The following is a 16,570-nucleotide window of genomic DNA, read 5'->3' on the forward strand; positions in this document are numbered from 1 at the left end:
TTATTTGAATCACTTATCAAAAGTTTACAAACACTTAAAAGCCCGGCAAATGAATCCAATGGTGGCTTGTCCTTTCAAAAGCTAAGGGCTTGCGCCCTTGCTTTAAAAAAGGTAATTTAATGCACCAATGCCATGCCTGGAAAACCGATCGCAAATGTCAAAGGCGGTTTGTGAACGCTGCAAACCTGTACCGTACATGATGGATTTGAATTTGCTTTCATCGTCCTTGTAATTCCGCACATTCTGAAAATAGCCCGTCACGGCATTATAAGCGCCAAACAAAGTTCCTTTGGTGGTGGCTTCTTGTTGAGTCGGACTTGAAAAGGCGTATTCCATTACGCTGCTAACCACATTATTATAAGCGGTTGATAATTCATCCTTATGGTCATTTTGCAGTTTTTGCAAAACCTCTTTATTGGGTGCCATTGCGATTTGTACCAAACGTTTAACATCAAGATCAGTAACGCGAATAGTTGACCAATGGTTAAGCACTTCTTCAAGTTCAGCAGCTAGCTGATTTGTGATGCCCAATAATTTATGGGCCTGGTTTAACCTGTCCTGTGCGCTTGCCGTATGCTTTATCTTAATGCAATTGCTATGATTTTTCAAAGCGGCATTTAAAGTATTGGCGCAAACAATGCGAACCGGTGTAAATGCTGCGGTTATACTGCCGTAACTATCATGGGAGGTTGTCAAAAATAAATATTGTTCAATTAAATCATCTTTTCCGACCCTGATATAATCAGGAAGTTTAGCTGTAATAAAAATGCGTTCTCCTTTACCCAATGCCCCTGCGGTTTCGTAAAGAATACCATTCTTGTTTCCTACAATGCTATCAAAAAAAGAAAAAGCATCGATGTTCTGTACCACCTGATAATCTTTTCCGACAACCCCCAAAACCTGTTCTGTGTCGGTTCGAATGGTTGCATAATGCTCGGGGACTTCAATTTCAGGGATTATTAAATCTGATTTCCCATTTTGATTATCGTTGTCAAAGGTGAACAGAGCTCTTTTTTCCACCGTATAATTTAGCCCTGCGAATTGAATCGCTTCTGCGCTGGTCGGGTAATCGCTGATGATCTGCCCGAGACTATGCCATGCTTTTTCTTTGACGCTAAAAAAGCTGTACTTGTCTGTCTGCTGGTTATAATTAAGATTGTGTGCCATGGTTTTCGTAGATATAAGGATTTAAAAATCTGTTAATTCTGATTGGAATTTTCTCTTTCCATTGTTAGGTCAATGAAATAAACGCCGCTTCCCAAATGGATAGCGGCGATTAAGGATTATGCAGGAATTGTAATTCCCGCCTCGATTTCTGCAAGTCTGTTGATGCACATACTGTTTACATACTGAGCTACTGAAAATATGATCACAGGGTTTTTAGTTGTGAACTTTCTGCGGGTATCGTCCTCAATAGTTAAAACACAGCCCTGAAAATGGTTGCTGTCTGTTTCTTCAGCATCTTCCTTTTGTGCTACTTCAAAAGCTTCTAAGGTTTCAATAGTTTCTAAAAGCTTGTCCCTTTGGATTTTTCGGCGGTGTAATTCCACTACCAGTTTTAACGTGCTTTCCAGATTTAGCGCAGGCTTTTCAAACCTGATTTCGGTTTTATCTTCTTCCTGGGATTTTCCCTGTTCTAATGCTTTTGACGATGATTCAGGATCCTTTTTTTCAGTTTCTACCTTACCATTTTTGGCACCGTTACTTATAGATGAATTTAATGAGATTGCATTCGTTTGGATTTTGTTCTCTGCGGTCTTGCTTTGATTTTCTAAAGTTTTCATGATTTTGAAATTTAATGAAGGGTTTAAATATTTATCCTAAGTGTGTTCTTTCCTATCTTCGGTGGGTCTCTGCCTTTCATGGTTTCCTTTCAAATGAATTTGCCTGATTTGCTAACTGCCGTCGGCTGAAGCCTCCTTTGGCTTTTTGTTAAGCAGCTCACCTGAAATAGCCATGATTGGATGCAAGGCTTTTTGGAAAAAAATACGCTTTGGAGCGTAGCGGAATAGGAAGATTTTTTTTCAAAAACCCGTAGGGGCCCGGCCTTGCAGACAGGCATGGCGTTCAGAAATTTGCTTTGCCAAAAAGCCTATGGTAGGGTATTGAAAACGGTTAAGAAAGTTTAAAGATATTAGACGACATACTTCTTATAAATATCAGGAAGTGTGGAGGAGGCACGGAGCCATTCTTCCATTAATGCAGGGAAGCTGCTGAAATGAGGTACGAATGAAGCGGACGGACCTGCTGAATTAGAATCTGAAAGCTATATCAGACTTTCCGAAACATTGGGAAAACCTCAACCTTATAAACAGCAGGAAGTGAGACGGAGGTACAAGAGCCATTCTTCCTTCAATGCGGGGAAGGTGGTGAAAGAGGTACGAATGAAGCGATTGGACCCGCTGATGTAATTAAAATAAAAATAAATCAACAAAAAAGGCCCGGTTTTTTCGACCGGGCCTTTCAATAGTTTATAAATTTTTATTGAACATTTTTCTTCTCTGTCACTTCCGTTCGAATCTCTTGTGCCAGTCCTTTTAATTCCTGCATCGCTTTACGGAGACGTGTACCGGCAGCTTTGTTGTCTTTGTTGTAAAATAATTCGGCATCTTTTTCTATCGAAGCGATCTGCTCTTTTATTTTTGTGAATTTTTCCATAATGTATTTTTTTCGAATTGAATTAATTGATTTAACGTGATTTTCTGAAATTATATTTTCAAACTCTGGATTTCTGCTTCTTCCTTGCTCTTTCCTTTGCCAGTAGATATTTTATTATTTAATACCGGTTCTTTTAAAAACTGCTCCCTTTTTTCTGGTTTCCCGCTTTCGGTGAATAAATTGATCTGGCTATAGCGAGGAACAGCTTCAATCATCAACTTGATTTCCTGTCCATTTTTTTGGGTGGTAATCAAAGGACGGTTTCCGTTTTTTAATGCGTCTTCCAGCTTTTCTCTTTTTGCAGGATCAGAAAGCTCTTTAATATCGAATTTATCCAATACCTTTTTCAAGTCGAATCCATAAGAAGGATCGTGATATTGGTTGGTAGTAAAATTCTGATGGCGGTCTTTTGGCTTATCAAAATCGAGTTTGATCCAGGCTTTATAAGGTATCCCGCCAACATTTAGTAAGTCATCACGATATACTGAACGACCCTGTATTAGATTCGCTGCTTGCTCAGCAGTAAAGCCTTTACCTTTTTCTACATAAAAAATCTGGCTGACAGGGGGAGTGTAAAAGGTTTTATTAAATTCTTTACTGACAAAGTTCACTTTGCCATTCTCCATAGTGGCAAGAATGGTTTTATTACCCGGATCTTTACCCAAAGCCAGTTCGCTGCTTGCTGTTTGTTCTTTAAAATATGCAATAGCTTTATTTGGATTCTCAAAATTACGGAATATGGGTTTATCTTTTTCTCCGGGTGAGATGACCATGTACTTCTGTCCTTCCTCAAGGGACTTTCCATTGTTTAACGAAACTTCATATTTATTAAAATAGTAAAAGTCTGACTGTCCCGATTTTTTAAAATGCAGTGTAAAATCCGTTGATGCTTTACCAGCAGGAAGCTGATTTTGAAGCTGAAATTCAGGAATATTTTTTCCCATGTTTTTTTCCATTTCCTCAATAAGCTTATTCTTGAAGCCCAGAGTTTTCATTTCCCCTTTCAGGTTTTCTAAATTATTTAGGTTCATAGTCGATAAAAATTATTAGCTAGTTATAATATTAAATGCTGTTGAATGACTCCTTAATGATGCTGATTTGTAACAAGTTTATTGTTCCTTAAAAGGACAATATAACCTGCCTTTAGTCTGGCTTTAACGCGTTGCGTTTTTCCACTCAATAGTCCTTTTGCCGCATTAATCCCGGCATCAGCAACCTGGCCTGCAACTGACGAATCATAACCGGGTAGTTGTAAGCTTTTTATGACTTGATTGGCGGTTTTATTTCCTGCGTTTTTCATGTAGGCTTCCGGTACGTTAATTCCTTTCATCCCATCCATATCGAATACCGATAGATCAACTGGTACAATGGAATTACCGATACGTATATTTTTAATATCGAGGATGAGCCTTTGATTAGTAATTTCAGAAATGCCGAAGATTAAATGATCTTTTGGAATTGTTGTTCCATTGAGCAAAACCGAATCCATCACGCGGAGCTTAATTACCGATCCCTGGGTTACTTTTTGATTTTCTTCAATTATTGCAGGAATGGCTTTAAACCAATTATCTTTTGATTGGGTAATGTCTTTATTGTATTTTTCTTCGAGCCGCTGAGGATGCTGGATATCCAGTATCTTTTCAAGCATCTCGTTCAGCTGCGTTATCTCCGGATCTTCGGCAGGGCTTTGCTGCATATTGCGCATCAATGCTTCTAACCGATCAACATCATCTTTTATTTTAATTGATTGACCGGAGTTGCGGTTTGACGTAAATTGTCTCGGGACTTCAACTTCTTCAGGACGATTAATTTCTCTGTTCAGGTCTTCCAGTCTCTGATCAATCAGTTCTGTTTGCGTACTTTGTACCGTAGATGAAAAGCCCAGGCGGTCTGCCACCGTTTTTATTTCGTTTCCACTATGCTTTGCAGAATCCCTTTCAGCCTGCTGGTAGTAAGCTAACTTATCCTGCGGTTTAGCCGTTTTAAAGGCTGCATCCGGCAGGTTGGTATTGATGCCTTTTTGGTTCTGGCCCTGCATTGGGGATGCATCGCTTCGATCTCCGCCCATGGCATAAAATGCGAGAGCCAGAAAAGGAAGGATTAATAGCGGCAATACCAACAGAACCTTGCGTTTGTCTTTAAATTTTGTTTCCATATTTATGATTTTTTAATGATTTATAAATGGGTTTAAAATCAGATATAGGCAATAGCCGCCGAAGGTCACAGTGAACAGGAGCAGGGCTAAAAGCAAAATTCTTCCCGGTACCTTTTTAACCCTTTTGTTCATGCAATCCGCTAAACGGCACTGAATTTTTATTATGTGACTGGCTACCTGCCGGGCAATCTTATCATTTACAACAGGTGCCTTGATTCTTTTAAAAATTTTCATGGCTATGGTTTTAAAAGCTCATTCCTGTTATCCAAAATCTCCCATTGCTGTATCAGGAAACCATGTGGGTTATTATCTGACCGGGAAACGTTACGCAAATAACCTTGAGAGATCAGCTTTCTGGTCACTGTTGAAGTGGAACGGATAAGCTTTTGTGTGGCGTAACAATGGAATACAAAAGGGTACTGGTTAATATCCAGTTCAATACTATCAATGCTAATCTCCTGGGAGATATTAGCAGAAATCAGGTTATTATAGAAGCCCTTTTCCTTTAGATTATCATATTGTTTCTTGGCACTTTCATCGGCCAGGTCCATGGCTTTGGAGATGTTTGCCTGTATAACTTTATCATCCGGGTCCATAGTAAAAAACCAGTGATGAAACATTTTGATATGGTCTTTGGCTTCCACCGTAATATTGTCTTTCCGTTCTGCTGAAAAGGCTTCCAGTGCTTTGCCATTGGCCAGGATGTAGATCTTTTCCTGCATAGAACCGACCATTTCAAAACTCTTGTAAATGGCAAATCCAGAGACCAGAGTGCAAGCCAAGATCAGAAAGATGCTAAAGGTTTTGATATGCTTAAAAGCAGAATCAATGTTCTTTAATTGAGTAAACATGTTGAATTTTTTAGATTATTGACTGACCTTTAATATTATTTACCAGAAAGCCGGTCGTGCTGATGGCCTGACCCTGGAGTGGCTTTATCCGGGAAGTAATCGGAATTTCCAGAACCGGCAAAACCCTGATAGACTTTTCTTGCACCATCGCCCATTACGTCAACAGCCATTCCGGCACCTGTTGTCGCAGATTGTGAAGTGTTGCTAACGATGGTGTTAACACGCTGAAGTATGGTATTCCCACCTCCCGCATGTACCACGTAGTTTGCTACATTGGGAACAGAAAAATAGCCCATAATGCCGATCACCAGGAAAATCAGATAAGCCGTGTCCGTGCTGCTGAAGAAGGTGTCCCCCTGTTGACTGATCTGGTCAATATCCAGTTTGAGCATGTTTTCCTGTATTTTGCCCAAAATACTCCCGAATATGTTTGAGATGGGCAGCCATAAAAAGATGTTGATGTAACGGGCAAGCCAAACAGTAAGGGTATGCTGGAACCCATCGAAAACAGCAAAGCCAAAAACCAGCGGGCCTAAAATTGCCAATACGATCAGGAAGAAAGTCCTTATCGTGTTGATGCACAAAGCAGCTGCTGCGTAGAGGATTTCCATCACCTGACTCATCCAAGCTTTGATACTGTTCCGGAAATTATAGTTCTGCTTGTCCATCCAGAACTTGATGTCGTTTCCGATACCGTCCATAACGCTTTCATTCTCACGGTCAGGATCATTCGGATGGGTGTATTTATACCATTTGTCGCTGTCGCCGCTCCCGGTTTCGCCGACATACATATCATAAAATTTGCTGTCTTTAATGGCCTTTTCTTTTTGCTTGAGCAACGCGGCGATAGCTTTGTTTGAGGTACCGACCATATCCCCAGTCGCCCTCACAGTAGGTTGTAATACCCCGTTCATTATTGAGATCACGGCAGGAAACATAATAATTGCCATTCCTAGAGCGAAGGGGCGGAGCAGAGGATAGAAGTCAATGGGTTCTGCAGCGGCAATCTGTCGCCAAACCCGGCTGGCGATATACCACAATGCCCCGAAGCCGGCAATCCCCCTGGCTACCCCGATCAGACGGCTGCACAACGGAAGCATTTCATTATATACTTTGTCAAGTACAGGTTGCATGCCGGATATGGTTTGCGCCATGTCCTGGGCAAGGGAATTTTCAGGCAAAAGTGTGGCTGATGCCGTCAGAAATCCAGCGGCTAATATTTTAGTTTTCATCGTAATGGCTTCTTTATTTAAGGTGATGAAGATCCCTTAGGGGATTTTTTATAATATCAGTTTAAGTCGTAGTATTCCTTTGTAACCTTTAAATCGACCTCCTCTTTGGTTCTTTGCAGAATGAGAATGCCGGCCTGTTTGTTAAAATCCCGCAAAAATTGAAGTTTGTCCTGGGACTCGGCAAAAATGCGGTCGATGGCTTGAAGACGTTCATCGTCGCTCATCCGTAATTTTGAGGATGTGATAACCGTGGCCAGTTCGTCCAGATTGTTTAAGCTTTGGTTAAACAGTTGTTTATATACCTTGCTCAGGTATCCGATCTCTTGTGGATTGAAATTCCCTGAGCGTTTAAAACGGTTAAACGCAGATTTGTACTCCTTCACAATATCCTTTTGATTGCTGATAATATTTCCAACACGGTGATACTTTTTTATTTCGGGACTGACCAATGTCAAGCCTTCCAGAAAAACCTCATGCAGAGAGAAATTGCCTTCCGATATATCCTTTACGGCATTGTATCCATTATTGACGATCACATAGCCTTTTTTCATATCGGTCAGGATATTTTTTAACTGGCTTAATTTCTCCACGTTTAAAAGCAATTGCTGCACTTCAGTTGATTGCGCTTTTGTTATAACGGAAGTAGTCGATATCACAAGCAGTAATATCAAACTGACAAACCACTTTTTTCCTTTAATCAATTCCATAACTGTGTTTCATTTGATTTACAGATCGTATTTCTTTATCCTTTTGTCGGATTAAAAGGTCAACCATTTTGGAAAAACCTTGGGTAAAGGCGGATTTATTTCTCATGCTTTCATATATCTTATCAAGGCGTTCCAAGCGCCCATCATCATTCATTTCTACCCTGCCGGAAGTGACAATCAACAGCAGTTCTTCCAGATCACCGGCACATTCGCCCATTACCTTATTTCTGACCGATTGAATATAATCCCTGTGGGAAGCCGATAAACCCTCGCTTTCAATTATGCCCTTAAATGCGTTTCGTATCTGTAGCTGGAATATTATGATTTCAGCGACACGGACATCATTTCGTATAGCGGGATTGATTGTTTTTAATGAGGTGAAAAAAGACCCATGAAGGTTGAATTCCCCGTTGGAAATATCTTTGATCGTTTGTAGTCCCGTTCCGGCAATGTCATAGCCTTTTTTTATATAGCTTGCATAGATTTTTAAGGATACAATCTGTTCAAGGAGGTATTTTTTCTGTGTTTCCTTTTGCTTAAAAATTTCATCCCAGGTCTGGCTTTGGCCAGAGCAAGGAAAAAGGAATATGGATGAAATGAAAAGTAGTACTGCAACTTTAAATTGATTTTTTAGTATCCTTAATCCTTGTTCCTTTATCCTTTGTCCAACCTTAATCAATTCCATACAATTCTTTTAAATTAGCTACTTCATCCACTGATTTTGCCCGCTGAATACTCAATTTGATGTTTTGCGTATTGAACTGCTTTAAATCGCTGAAATTAATGTCCATTTTGTCTGCGGCCGCATTGATGATTTCCAGCCGTTTCCCATCGCTCATCTGGGTTTTGAAGCTGTTTGTAACCAGAAGGATCTGATCCAGGTTTTTGATACTTTCATCAAGAAGTCCCGAATAAACTTTTTCCATATAAATCAGTTCTTCAGCAGTAAAATGATTGTCTTTTTTAAATAATCCCCAGGCCCATTTATATTCGTCAACTATAGCAACTTGTTTTTCAGTTAGGTCTTTCAAGCGTTTATAATAGGTGATTGCAGATTTTACCTGCCACAATTCATTGTAATACTGGCTGTAAAGGTCCCTTTGTTTTTCTGTCCAATCGGAGATCTCGGTTAGCTTGAGTTTGGATAGCTGGTTTTCTAAAACTTTTTGTGCGTTTTGCAGCCAGATAGTTTGGTTCTGTAAACGCTGTATTTTAAGGTCAATCGCCTTTATGACCTTTTTTACCCCGGCCTTAATCACCTCTGTAACCGCGATCTGTGCATTTGCACCTTTGGGCAGCGAAACAAAGATTGTCATGGCACTCATCGGTAGGATGACCATGTATTTTTTCATAGCATTTAGTATTTTTTTCATCGGTTTTAATTCCTGGTTGTCATTATTAAATCGGTACTTGTACTTTATCCAAAAAAGGTTTTTCTTGGGCAATGTGGTTCCATGTGCTTCACTTTTGTTTAAGTGAGCCATTAGATTTTTTTAATGAGTTTTTTTTTCTATGTTCTATTTTACCTTCTGATATTCCCGCCTAACAACTCTCATCCGGTTTGTTTCGGGATAGAAAGTGATGGTTTTCCCTGTTGAAATTTCGGTTAACACCCCGGTTTCGGGTTCAAAAACTGCTACCCATTCATCAGTTTCATATTGATCTTTGCCCGGCTTCCCATCGTCGATCCTTCTAAAGCCGGTTTTTCGATGAATGAGGTAATTGTTGCTTTCCTTCTCAGAAAGCTCAATGATCAATGTGTCAAAGGCAACGCTGTATTCACTGGAAGCACTGTCCACGTAAATACCGGGTATATAATCAGGTAATTTGTCTCTACTACAGGCTGTAAACAAGGTTGCCGCAAGCAGAATCAAAAGGATGCTTGTTTTCATAGCTATGGATTTTGATTTTGATTTTTAATTTCCTCTGCCAGCATTGCGATGCCTTGGTGGATACTGCCGTATTTTTGGGTGTATTCCTTCACTTTCATCTTTTCGCTTTCCTCTGTCGTGTAGGCCAAATATTCTTCTAGCGATACTTCCGTTCGGTACACCTTACTATATTGCCCGCCTAAGCTGATAAACACTTCTTTGTATTTTCTTTTAGGATCGTTTGCTTTATTCATGGAAAGGACCTGCGCTTTTTCTTTTTCAGTCAAACCCAGAAGTTCCTGGATACTGTCGAACTTGTTCTGATACTTGCTTTGGTCCAACAAGATTTTGCAGTCGCTGTTATTGATGATAGCTTGCTTTACAATGGGAGAACTGATGATATCTTCTATTTCCTGCGTAACGACGACCGCTTCACCAAAAAATTTTCGGACCGTTTTGAACAAATACCTGATGTATTCCGCCATGCCTTCTTTGGCAATTGCTTTCCAGCACTCTTCTATGAGGATCATTTTTCGTATCCCTTTTAGTTTGCGCATTTTGGAAATGAACACCTCCATAATAATCAGCGTAACGGCCGGGAACAAGATCGGATGGTCTTTGATATTGTCCAGTTCAAATACAATAAAGCGTTTGTTTAAAAGGTCGAGGTTTTCGGTTGCGTTGAGAAGGTAATCAAACTCTCCACCGCGGTAATAGGGGTTAAGAACATACAGGAAATTGGAAATATCAAAATCTTTCTCCTTGACTTTACCATTTTCAAGAACATTGAGGTATTCGTCATTCAGGAAATCATAGAACGTATTGAAGCAGGGGGAGATGTCCGGATACTTTTCTAAATGCTGATAGTAGAGGGTCAGAGCATTGGATAAAGCGACATATTCTGAGCGCCTGAAGGTCTCATCATCTTTTTTCCATAAAGCAAGTAACAGCGTTTTAATGCTTTCTTTCTTTTCGGTATCGAGCACATCGCCATCTGCTAGTTGAAAAGGATTGAATTTGATCGGGTCGGTTTCCGAATAAGTAAAATAATATCCGTTTACCAAATCGCAGAGCCCTTTATAAGAATGGCCCACGTCCACTAAAATAACGTGTGTGCCCTGTTCATAATAACTTCGTACCATGTGGTTGGTGAAGAAACTTTTACCAGATCCGCTGGGGCCCAAAATAAACTTGTTGCGATTTGTGGTATAACCCTGCTTAATAGGTTCGTCAGAAATATCTACATGGATGGGTCTTCCGCTTAAGCGGTCTCCTAAACGAATACCGAACGGGCTGATGCTGCTCCGGTAATTAGTCTCCAGGTTTAAAAAGCAGGTTGCCTGTTCTACAAACGTTTCCAGGGTTTCATTCATGGGAAAGTCTGCCTGGTTACCCGGGATTCCTGCATACCATAATTGTGCTGCTCCGTCCGATTCCTGCTTCGCAACTGCATCCATTTGTGCCATGGCTGAGGATACCTTGTTTTTAAGGTCCTTGACACTTTCTCCATTATCTGACCAGGCCAGGACATTGAAATGTGCTTTAATTGGTAAGCGCTGCTGAGCTATCGCTTCATTCAGGAAATTATTGGTGGCATCCCGGCTGATTGCGTTTTCCCTGGAATAAGCAGACAGGGCTTGCAACCTTAGTTTTTTGGCTTCAAGCCGTTTAAGAATGACCGGTGCATCCTGAATAAAAATATACTGATTGTAAATGTGGTTGCAATTGAGCAGTTGGCCCAGAGGGCTGGCAAAGCCGATACTGAATTTGGTACGGTCGGTGCTATACTTGTCGTAGTTGATGCGGCTTCCACATAGCTGTGGCAGATTGTCCGCATCCGATAGGGTATAAAGCTGTACATGCTTATCTCCAATCCTTATTTCATTTTTTAGATGAACATCCCGAATGACTGAATGCTGATCCGGCCTTAGAAGAAAACAGTATTGCTCAATGATTCCTGGCTTATTGGCTGTACCGGCAAGCTCATCATCCGTCAGTCTTCGAAGCTGCACGAAACCGTTGTCCTTCAGTATCCGCTCAAATTGCCCGGCGCTGTCTAAAAAATCCTGAAAAAGAAGTGGGTTAACGGTTTGTTGCGGGACAATGGATTTACGTAAAACATTGCAATACACAGAACTGGAAAGTTTCCTGCCCTGTGGTTTCGTTGTTAGAAAGATAAAGTTTTGGTGGTTCAGGCAGGGGCGTTCGTTAAAAAACCGCTCACTTGATCTGGAAAGAAAACTGATATCCGTCTTTTCAAAATCAGCCTTGTAACTGCTTTCTATAAACCAGTCCTGCTTGTGAAAAATACTGTGCAGGGGCAAGAGTTTAATCGCTTTTATCAGTGACTGATGATAGGCTTCGTAATCCCTGTCGGATAAGGTAAATATCTCCGGTAGTTTGGCCTCGAATGCAATCGTGATATCACCTTGCATAGAAACAATGGCATTGTGTTCCACCTTATATATTGGCCATATTTTTTCTGCTGCAATCATCTTAGCCTTTTTTAAGTTGGGTGAACAAACGCCTTGATTTGAATCTGAGATAATGGGGCAACCGGTGTTTAGCGAAATATTTCATCAGGCCATGCTCGCCGTATTTATGGCTCAACTTGGTAAGGATTATGATTAAGGCTGTTCCAGTTCCGAATAGCAGGGGGAGGATTATAGAGATATTTAATCCCGATATGTAGAGGATCGCAAAAGCAATAAGTAATAATACAAGACCAGCCGCTAACCAGGCTATATATTGTGCTTTGAGCCCTTTAAATTCGATTGGTTTGTTAACTCCTTTATTGATTTGATAGATGCTTGCCATGAGCCTGTTTAATTTAGATACCGAAAAATGATTTTAACACAGTGGCAACCACCACTAAGAAAACACAACTGCCAAACCAGGCAGCAGCGACCTTATTGGTATCAGGTTCTCCAGCGTTCCATTTATTGAAAACTTTGATAGCTCCAATGATTCCCACCACTGCACCGATGGCGTACATTAAATCGGTGCCTGTATCAAAATAGCTTACAACCTGATTAGTAGCTTCCTGTATTCCGGCATTCGCATCCTGGGCGAAGGTTACTTGATTGATGAAAAAAATGTTGCCAATTAATAGGGTAATAACAATCACCCATATTTTAAACGGAAATGGCTTTTTAAAATAGATACAATGGTTTTTCATGAGATTATTTTTTATGAAATGAGTTTTAAGATTGCCAGGTGTTTTTAATCCCACATATTTTCAAGCTCTTCTTTAGTTAGCATGAAAGGGGCATTTTCACGTACAAAATCATTGATATGTGAAATATTTGGATTTCTACCAATCCCGGCATGTTTGGCTTTGGTCAAAGCAAGCAGTGAGAAAAAATCTGATTTGCTTCCGTCTTCCTTTTGCAGGATATTGAAAATCGTTTTTAGTTCCTCCAGTACATCAGGCACCACACCTAATTGCAGGAATTTAGAGGAGTTATCTTTTGGACTAAAACCAAACCCGTTCATAGTGACGTTTTCTAGCCCCTCAGGTTTTGCAGGTTTGCCCATCAGGTTATCTGCAGGAATTTCATCAACTTCATCTTGCCAGGCATGTGGCAATGGTTCATTCTGTAGATTAAATTCTTTCCCCAATAAAAGGATCTTTAAATCTTTTCGGAAGTAGAGCAGGACAATGGCAATGTACCAAAGAAGGCTGAGGATAAGGGCTGCGATGAGAAACTGCGGCCAGGTGAAATGTTCTAACATAATTTCTCGAATTTTCTTCCTGCAACTCCATGATGCAGAAACTTCAGGAACAAAGATTAGGCTACTTCAAATTTTCATTTAACACCTTAATAGGAGGGTGTTATAGATTTTTCAATTCTGATTATTCCTGCCTGAAAGGAGGTTTCTGTAATTTGATCCCCCGGTTCGGTTTATATTCCAAATCTTCCTCCACGCGTTTATGGATAGCTTCCCGCATCTGATCCAAAAATTTGGTGTAACTAATGGTTTTACGCCTTCGAATATCAATGAATTTACGGTGTACGCTGCCCATTTGAAGGTTTAGGCTGTCTTCCAACCATTTAATGATATCAGCCACATCGCAACTTCCGCCATTAATTTGTCCTGTATAATAGAGACCATAAGCTAGCTCAGCGATATTGACCTTGTCTCCGGTCCAGGTTAGTTTTTGCTTTTCTTCGGCAGGTTGATCAGGTAAAAGCATTATTTGCCTATTGAAAGCACTAAGTCGTTTCAAGAGCTCTTTGCTGAGCATTTCATAGGCGATGAATTTGGAGAATAAATAATCGCAATTCGTGGGATACGCCGGATATACGGGAGGGATTTCAGGAGGCAGTCCAGTTTTACCATGATTTGTGGGCATGAAATAAAGTTGATCCAATTCAGCCATGCCATTACGATAATATTGATACAGAAATTGATTTTGATGAAAAAACCTGTTGATAAAATTCAGTTCTCCTTCAAAGTATTCCTGAATAGTTTCCATGGTACCAATTGGTTTTGCATTGTCAATCTGATAAAGGTCTACATAGTAAATGAGCCAGGAATAAAATTTAGGTTTTGTGTGTTTATAGAAATGGACTTCTTCCTGAATACTTTTAAATGGATGCTTCTCATTAAAATCCTGCAATGTCTTAATAGCAGTACGTACTTTGCTTATAGCTTCTGATACTCGTTTAAATGAATTTTCTTCATTTCTGTCGATGGTTTGCAACTCCTCTGTAAGCTGTAGATACAGTTTATCACCAAAATGATTTTCCATAATATTTTAGGTTATAGTGAATTTCTTCTCAGCTCGGAAAGCCAATATTTAAGAATCACTGAGCAGTTATTGTAAAATAAATACATAAGCTAATTCTATTTCTTATTCAAAATTGGGTTTAAAATAAGCAGTTGTAAATACCTTAATAGACGTATTTGACTAAATAAAAAGGATTATAATAAAATTTTGTATTTATTAAGAAAAGGTGAAATTGTCGACTTATAACTCTCCACTAGAAGTATTTCTAATCATAGCCCGACGAGCAATACACAAAGCTGCGACTAGAAAATCGGCTCGTATTGGCAAGTTTTTTTGGTGCTCGGACTGGTTGAGGCAGAAGATAACTGCGAATGGAAATGAGGACCAAAGACAGAAGGCATGACGAAATAGTTGCCCTTCGACAGGCTCAGGGTGATCGGTTCCTGGAGGGGAAGCCTGGCGGAGGGAAACTACCCGCAGGGCGAAATAGCTATTTTTTCTAAAGAAAATGGCTATGAGTTTTGGCGGGACTTATGCGGGGACGAATTGAGGAATGCCTTATTACCTGGTGCGGTGGGCAAAGTGGTGGGATAAAGCAAGGGAAAGGCAATGAGGGGGAAATGTGATTAAGGGAGATTGGCTTTCTATTGCTTGTGCGTTGACGGAAGCTGGTGCCTTTGGGGTTTTGTGGAGGGGTAGCACCGGCTGGAGGCAAAGGGGATATTCATTGTCTTAATTAAATATACGCAATTAAGGTTTATTGAGGGCGATACATCACCGGATTGATGCGAGAACGAAAGACAAAAGGGCTACCGTTACCAGCACCTACACATATGTAGCGGTTCAATCGCTATTACTTCGGAAAAGCTTGCTTATATTAGAAGTAAGGTACAATGATGCAGAAAACTAACCAACAATAAATAAAAACAAATATGGATAAAAAAGAACTTTGGTTAAATATTGCCAACTACCACTTTGACAACCTGGTTCCAACTCAGCTGTGGGATGAAATTGCTGTAAAATTTGGAGGGCAAAACCCATTTACAAAAGCCTTTGCTACTAAACTTTCCAGAAAACTTAACTGGGGAAAACATTTCGCTTTGAAAGCCATATACGAGTACAAAAAATTTGTATACCTGGGAGTAATAAGTGATTTTAGCGTAACTCCGTCCAAAGTCGTTGACCAAGTATGGCATGAGCATTTATTATTCAGCTCAGGTTACAGAAAATTTTGCAAGGAAATAATTCAATATGATTTTGACCATAATCCTGAATTAGTATCTGTTGGTAGTCAGACTGAAGCATTTCAATCACAATATTTCCAAACAATAGAACTTTATAAAAAAGAATTTGGGTTTGAACCACCTCCAGAGATATGGGATGTCACAAAATTCAAAGGGAAAATAGATAATGTAAAAAAGCCCACGAAAAAACATAATGATTCTGTTTATTCTGATAATTATGTTGGAACAGACTCTCTTATTACCATGTTTTCATCTGCCGAAATTAGCGATGTTAAATTTGGAGGGGGTGAATTCGGCGGTGGTGGAGGTAGTGGAAGCTGGGATGTTTCTGGTAGCGATAGTTCTGATGGGAATTCTGGGGATAGTTCGGAAAGTGGTAGTTCCTGTAGTTCAAGTTGTGGAGGCGGAGGTGATTAAATATCCAGAATAATAGCTTGTAGTATATGGACATCAAATGTAATAGCTACTACTTAGCCTAACAATTGGCCGCTTTTAAAATGTCATATTTGCTTTTGGAATTTAAAAATCTATCAGACCCAGAAGAATAACAATTTATTTTACTAATGAGCGATACAATCGCAGGGATCAAATATCCTCGTTGCAAACGAGGACAATAGGGGATTTTAAAGTATCCACTTTGCAAACGAGGACAATAGGATTAGCCAGTTGATACATTCAGTATATTTCTAAATTATTCATGAATAATTTGTTGATTTGCGGCTTATTATATTTCGTTATTTTTTTCTAATATCAGTCTGTTTGAGACTTGTATTTTAATTAAAATACAGCATATTATGATTACAAATCATTCAAAGGTCTCAATAGCGGGTCTGTTAATTGCATTAGGAATTATTTTTGGAGATATCGGTACTTCCCCTTTATATGTACTTAACGCAATAACCAAGGGGAAAACTATTAATCCAGACCTAATTATCGGTTCTCTGTCATTGATAATTTGGACACTAACTCTTCAAACAACTGTAAAGTACGTTATCCTTACGCTTCAGGCAGATAATAAGGGAGAGGGAGGAATATTCTCTCTGTTTGCCCTAATCAGACGATTTAGGGGAAAGTGGCTGGTTTTGCCGGCAATGATTGGCGGGGCTGCATTGTTGGC

At 39.8% G+C, this 16,570-nt stretch carries 19 protein-coding genes; 2 read left to right on the forward strand and 17 right to left on the reverse strand.

Annotation, left to right across the window (positions count from 1 at the left end; all coding sequences use genetic code 11):
- Positions 1-102: 102 nt before the first annotated feature.
- The 17 genes from G521_RS0112485 to G521_RS0112565 all read right to left on the reverse strand — a co-directional run bounded on the left by G521_RS0112485 (position 103) and on the right by G521_RS0112565 (position 14,230).
- Positions 103-1,167 (reverse strand): DUF932 domain-containing protein, encoded by a 1,065-nt coding sequence (locus G521_RS0112485; RefSeq protein WP_026898835.1) that lies wholly within the window; start codon positions 1,165-1,167, stop codon positions 103-105.
- A 116-nt stretch (positions 1,168-1,283) separates the two neighbouring features.
- Positions 1,284-1,784 (reverse strand): hypothetical protein, encoded by a 501-nt coding sequence (locus G521_RS0112490; RefSeq protein WP_026898836.1) that lies wholly within the window; start codon positions 1,782-1,784, stop codon positions 1,284-1,286.
- A 697-nt stretch (positions 1,785-2,481) separates the two neighbouring features.
- Entirely contained in the window at positions 2,482-2,658 is a 177-nt protein-coding gene (locus G521_RS0112495) for a hypothetical protein (protein ID WP_026898837.1), read from the reverse strand.
- 50 nt (positions 2,659-2,708) lie between these two features.
- Positions 2,709-3,689 (reverse strand): hypothetical protein, encoded by a 981-nt coding sequence (locus tag G521_RS17860; protein ID WP_051189736.1) that lies wholly within the window; start codon positions 3,687-3,689, stop codon positions 2,709-2,711.
- A 53-nt stretch (positions 3,690-3,742) separates the two neighbouring features.
- Positions 3,743-4,813 carry a conjugative transposon protein TraM gene (traM, locus tag G521_RS0112505; RefSeq protein ID WP_026898838.1) on the reverse strand — a complete coding sequence of 357 codons (1,071 nt, stop codon included), beginning with the start codon at positions 4,811-4,813 and terminating at the stop codon, positions 3,743-3,745.
- A gap of 12 nt (positions 4,814-4,825) precedes the next feature.
- Positions 4,826-5,047 (reverse strand): hypothetical protein, encoded by a 222-nt coding sequence (locus tag G521_RS0112510; RefSeq protein WP_026898839.1) that lies wholly within the window; start codon positions 5,045-5,047, stop codon positions 4,826-4,828.
- A 2-nt stretch (positions 5,048-5,049) separates the two neighbouring features.
- Positions 5,050-5,664 carry a conjugative transposon protein TraK gene (gene traK / locus G521_RS0112515; RefSeq protein ID WP_026898840.1) on the reverse strand — a complete coding sequence of 205 codons (615 nt, stop codon included), beginning with the start codon at positions 5,662-5,664 and terminating at the stop codon, positions 5,050-5,052.
- A 35-nt stretch (positions 5,665-5,699) separates the two neighbouring features.
- Positions 5,700-6,896 carry a conjugative transposon protein TraJ gene (gene traJ, locus G521_RS0112520; RefSeq protein ID WP_026898841.1) on the reverse strand — a complete coding sequence of 399 codons (1,197 nt, stop codon included), beginning with the start codon at positions 6,894-6,896 and terminating at the stop codon, positions 5,700-5,702.
- Between the two features lie 56 nt (positions 6,897-6,952).
- Positions 6,953-7,603, reverse strand: coding sequence for a hypothetical protein (locus G521_RS0112525; RefSeq protein WP_026898842.1), 651 nt, complete (start codon positions 7,601-7,603; stop codon positions 6,953-6,955).
- Entirely contained in the window at positions 7,590-8,288 is a 699-nt protein-coding gene (locus tag G521_RS0112530; protein WP_026898843.1) for a hypothetical protein, read from the reverse strand. The genes G521_RS0112525 and G521_RS0112530 overlap by 14 nt, the downstream gene beginning before the upstream one ends.
- Positions 8,275-9,087 carry a conjugal transfer protein TraI gene (locus tag G521_RS0112535; protein WP_456072973.1) on the reverse strand — a complete coding sequence of 271 codons (813 nt, stop codon included), beginning with the start codon at positions 9,085-9,087 and terminating at the stop codon, positions 8,275-8,277. The genes G521_RS0112530 and G521_RS0112535 overlap by 14 nt, the downstream gene beginning before the upstream one ends.
- Before the next feature lie 33 nt (positions 9,088-9,120).
- Entirely contained in the window at positions 9,121-9,495 is a 375-nt protein-coding gene (locus tag G521_RS0112540; protein WP_026898845.1) for a hypothetical protein, read from the reverse strand.
- Between the two features lie 2 nt (positions 9,496-9,497).
- Positions 9,498-11,969, reverse strand: coding sequence for a TraG family conjugative transposon ATPase (locus G521_RS0112545; protein ID WP_026898846.1), 2,472 nt, complete (start codon positions 11,967-11,969; stop codon positions 9,498-9,500).
- A gap of 1 nt (position 11,970) precedes the next feature.
- Positions 11,971-12,291 (reverse strand): DUF4133 domain-containing protein, encoded by a 321-nt coding sequence (locus tag G521_RS0112550; RefSeq protein WP_026898847.1) that lies wholly within the window; start codon positions 12,289-12,291, stop codon positions 11,971-11,973.
- Positions 12,292-12,304: 13 nt separating this feature from the next.
- Positions 12,305-12,652: a DUF4134 domain-containing protein gene (locus tag G521_RS0112555; RefSeq protein WP_026898848.1), complete on the reverse strand. Its 348-nt coding sequence runs from the start codon at positions 12,650-12,652 to the stop codon at positions 12,305-12,307.
- A 44-nt stretch (positions 12,653-12,696) separates the two neighbouring features.
- Positions 12,697-13,209 carry a hypothetical protein gene (locus G521_RS0112560; protein WP_026898849.1) on the reverse strand — a complete coding sequence of 171 codons (513 nt, stop codon included), beginning with the start codon at positions 13,207-13,209 and terminating at the stop codon, positions 12,697-12,699.
- Positions 13,210-13,330: 121 nt separating this feature from the next.
- On the reverse strand, positions 13,331-14,230 hold the full coding sequence (locus G521_RS0112565; RefSeq protein ID WP_026898850.1) for an RteC domain-containing protein: 900 nt from the start codon (positions 14,228-14,230) through the stop codon (positions 13,331-13,333).
- A 911-nt stretch (positions 14,231-15,141) separates the two neighbouring features.
- On the opposite strand from G521_RS0112565, the gene G521_RS17865 reads away from it, so the two are divergent.
- Together G521_RS17865 and G521_RS0112580 are read left to right on the forward strand one after the other, a co-directional pair.
- On the forward strand, positions 15,142-15,870 hold the full coding sequence (locus G521_RS17865) for a glycine-rich domain-containing protein (RefSeq protein ID WP_051189737.1): 729 nt from the start codon (positions 15,142-15,144) through the stop codon (positions 15,868-15,870).
- A 377-nt stretch (positions 15,871-16,247) separates the two neighbouring features.
- Positions 16,248-16,570, forward strand: a 323-nt coding sequence (locus G521_RS0112580; RefSeq protein WP_026898851.1) for a KUP/HAK/KT family potassium transporter, incomplete at its 3' end; no start/stop codon positions are given.

Origin of the sequence: Daejeonella oryzae DSM 19973, assembly GCF_000422945.1 — a bacterium.
GTDB classification, from domain to species: domain Bacteria; phylum Bacteroidota; class Bacteroidia; order Sphingobacteriales; family Sphingobacteriaceae; genus Daejeonella; species Daejeonella oryzae.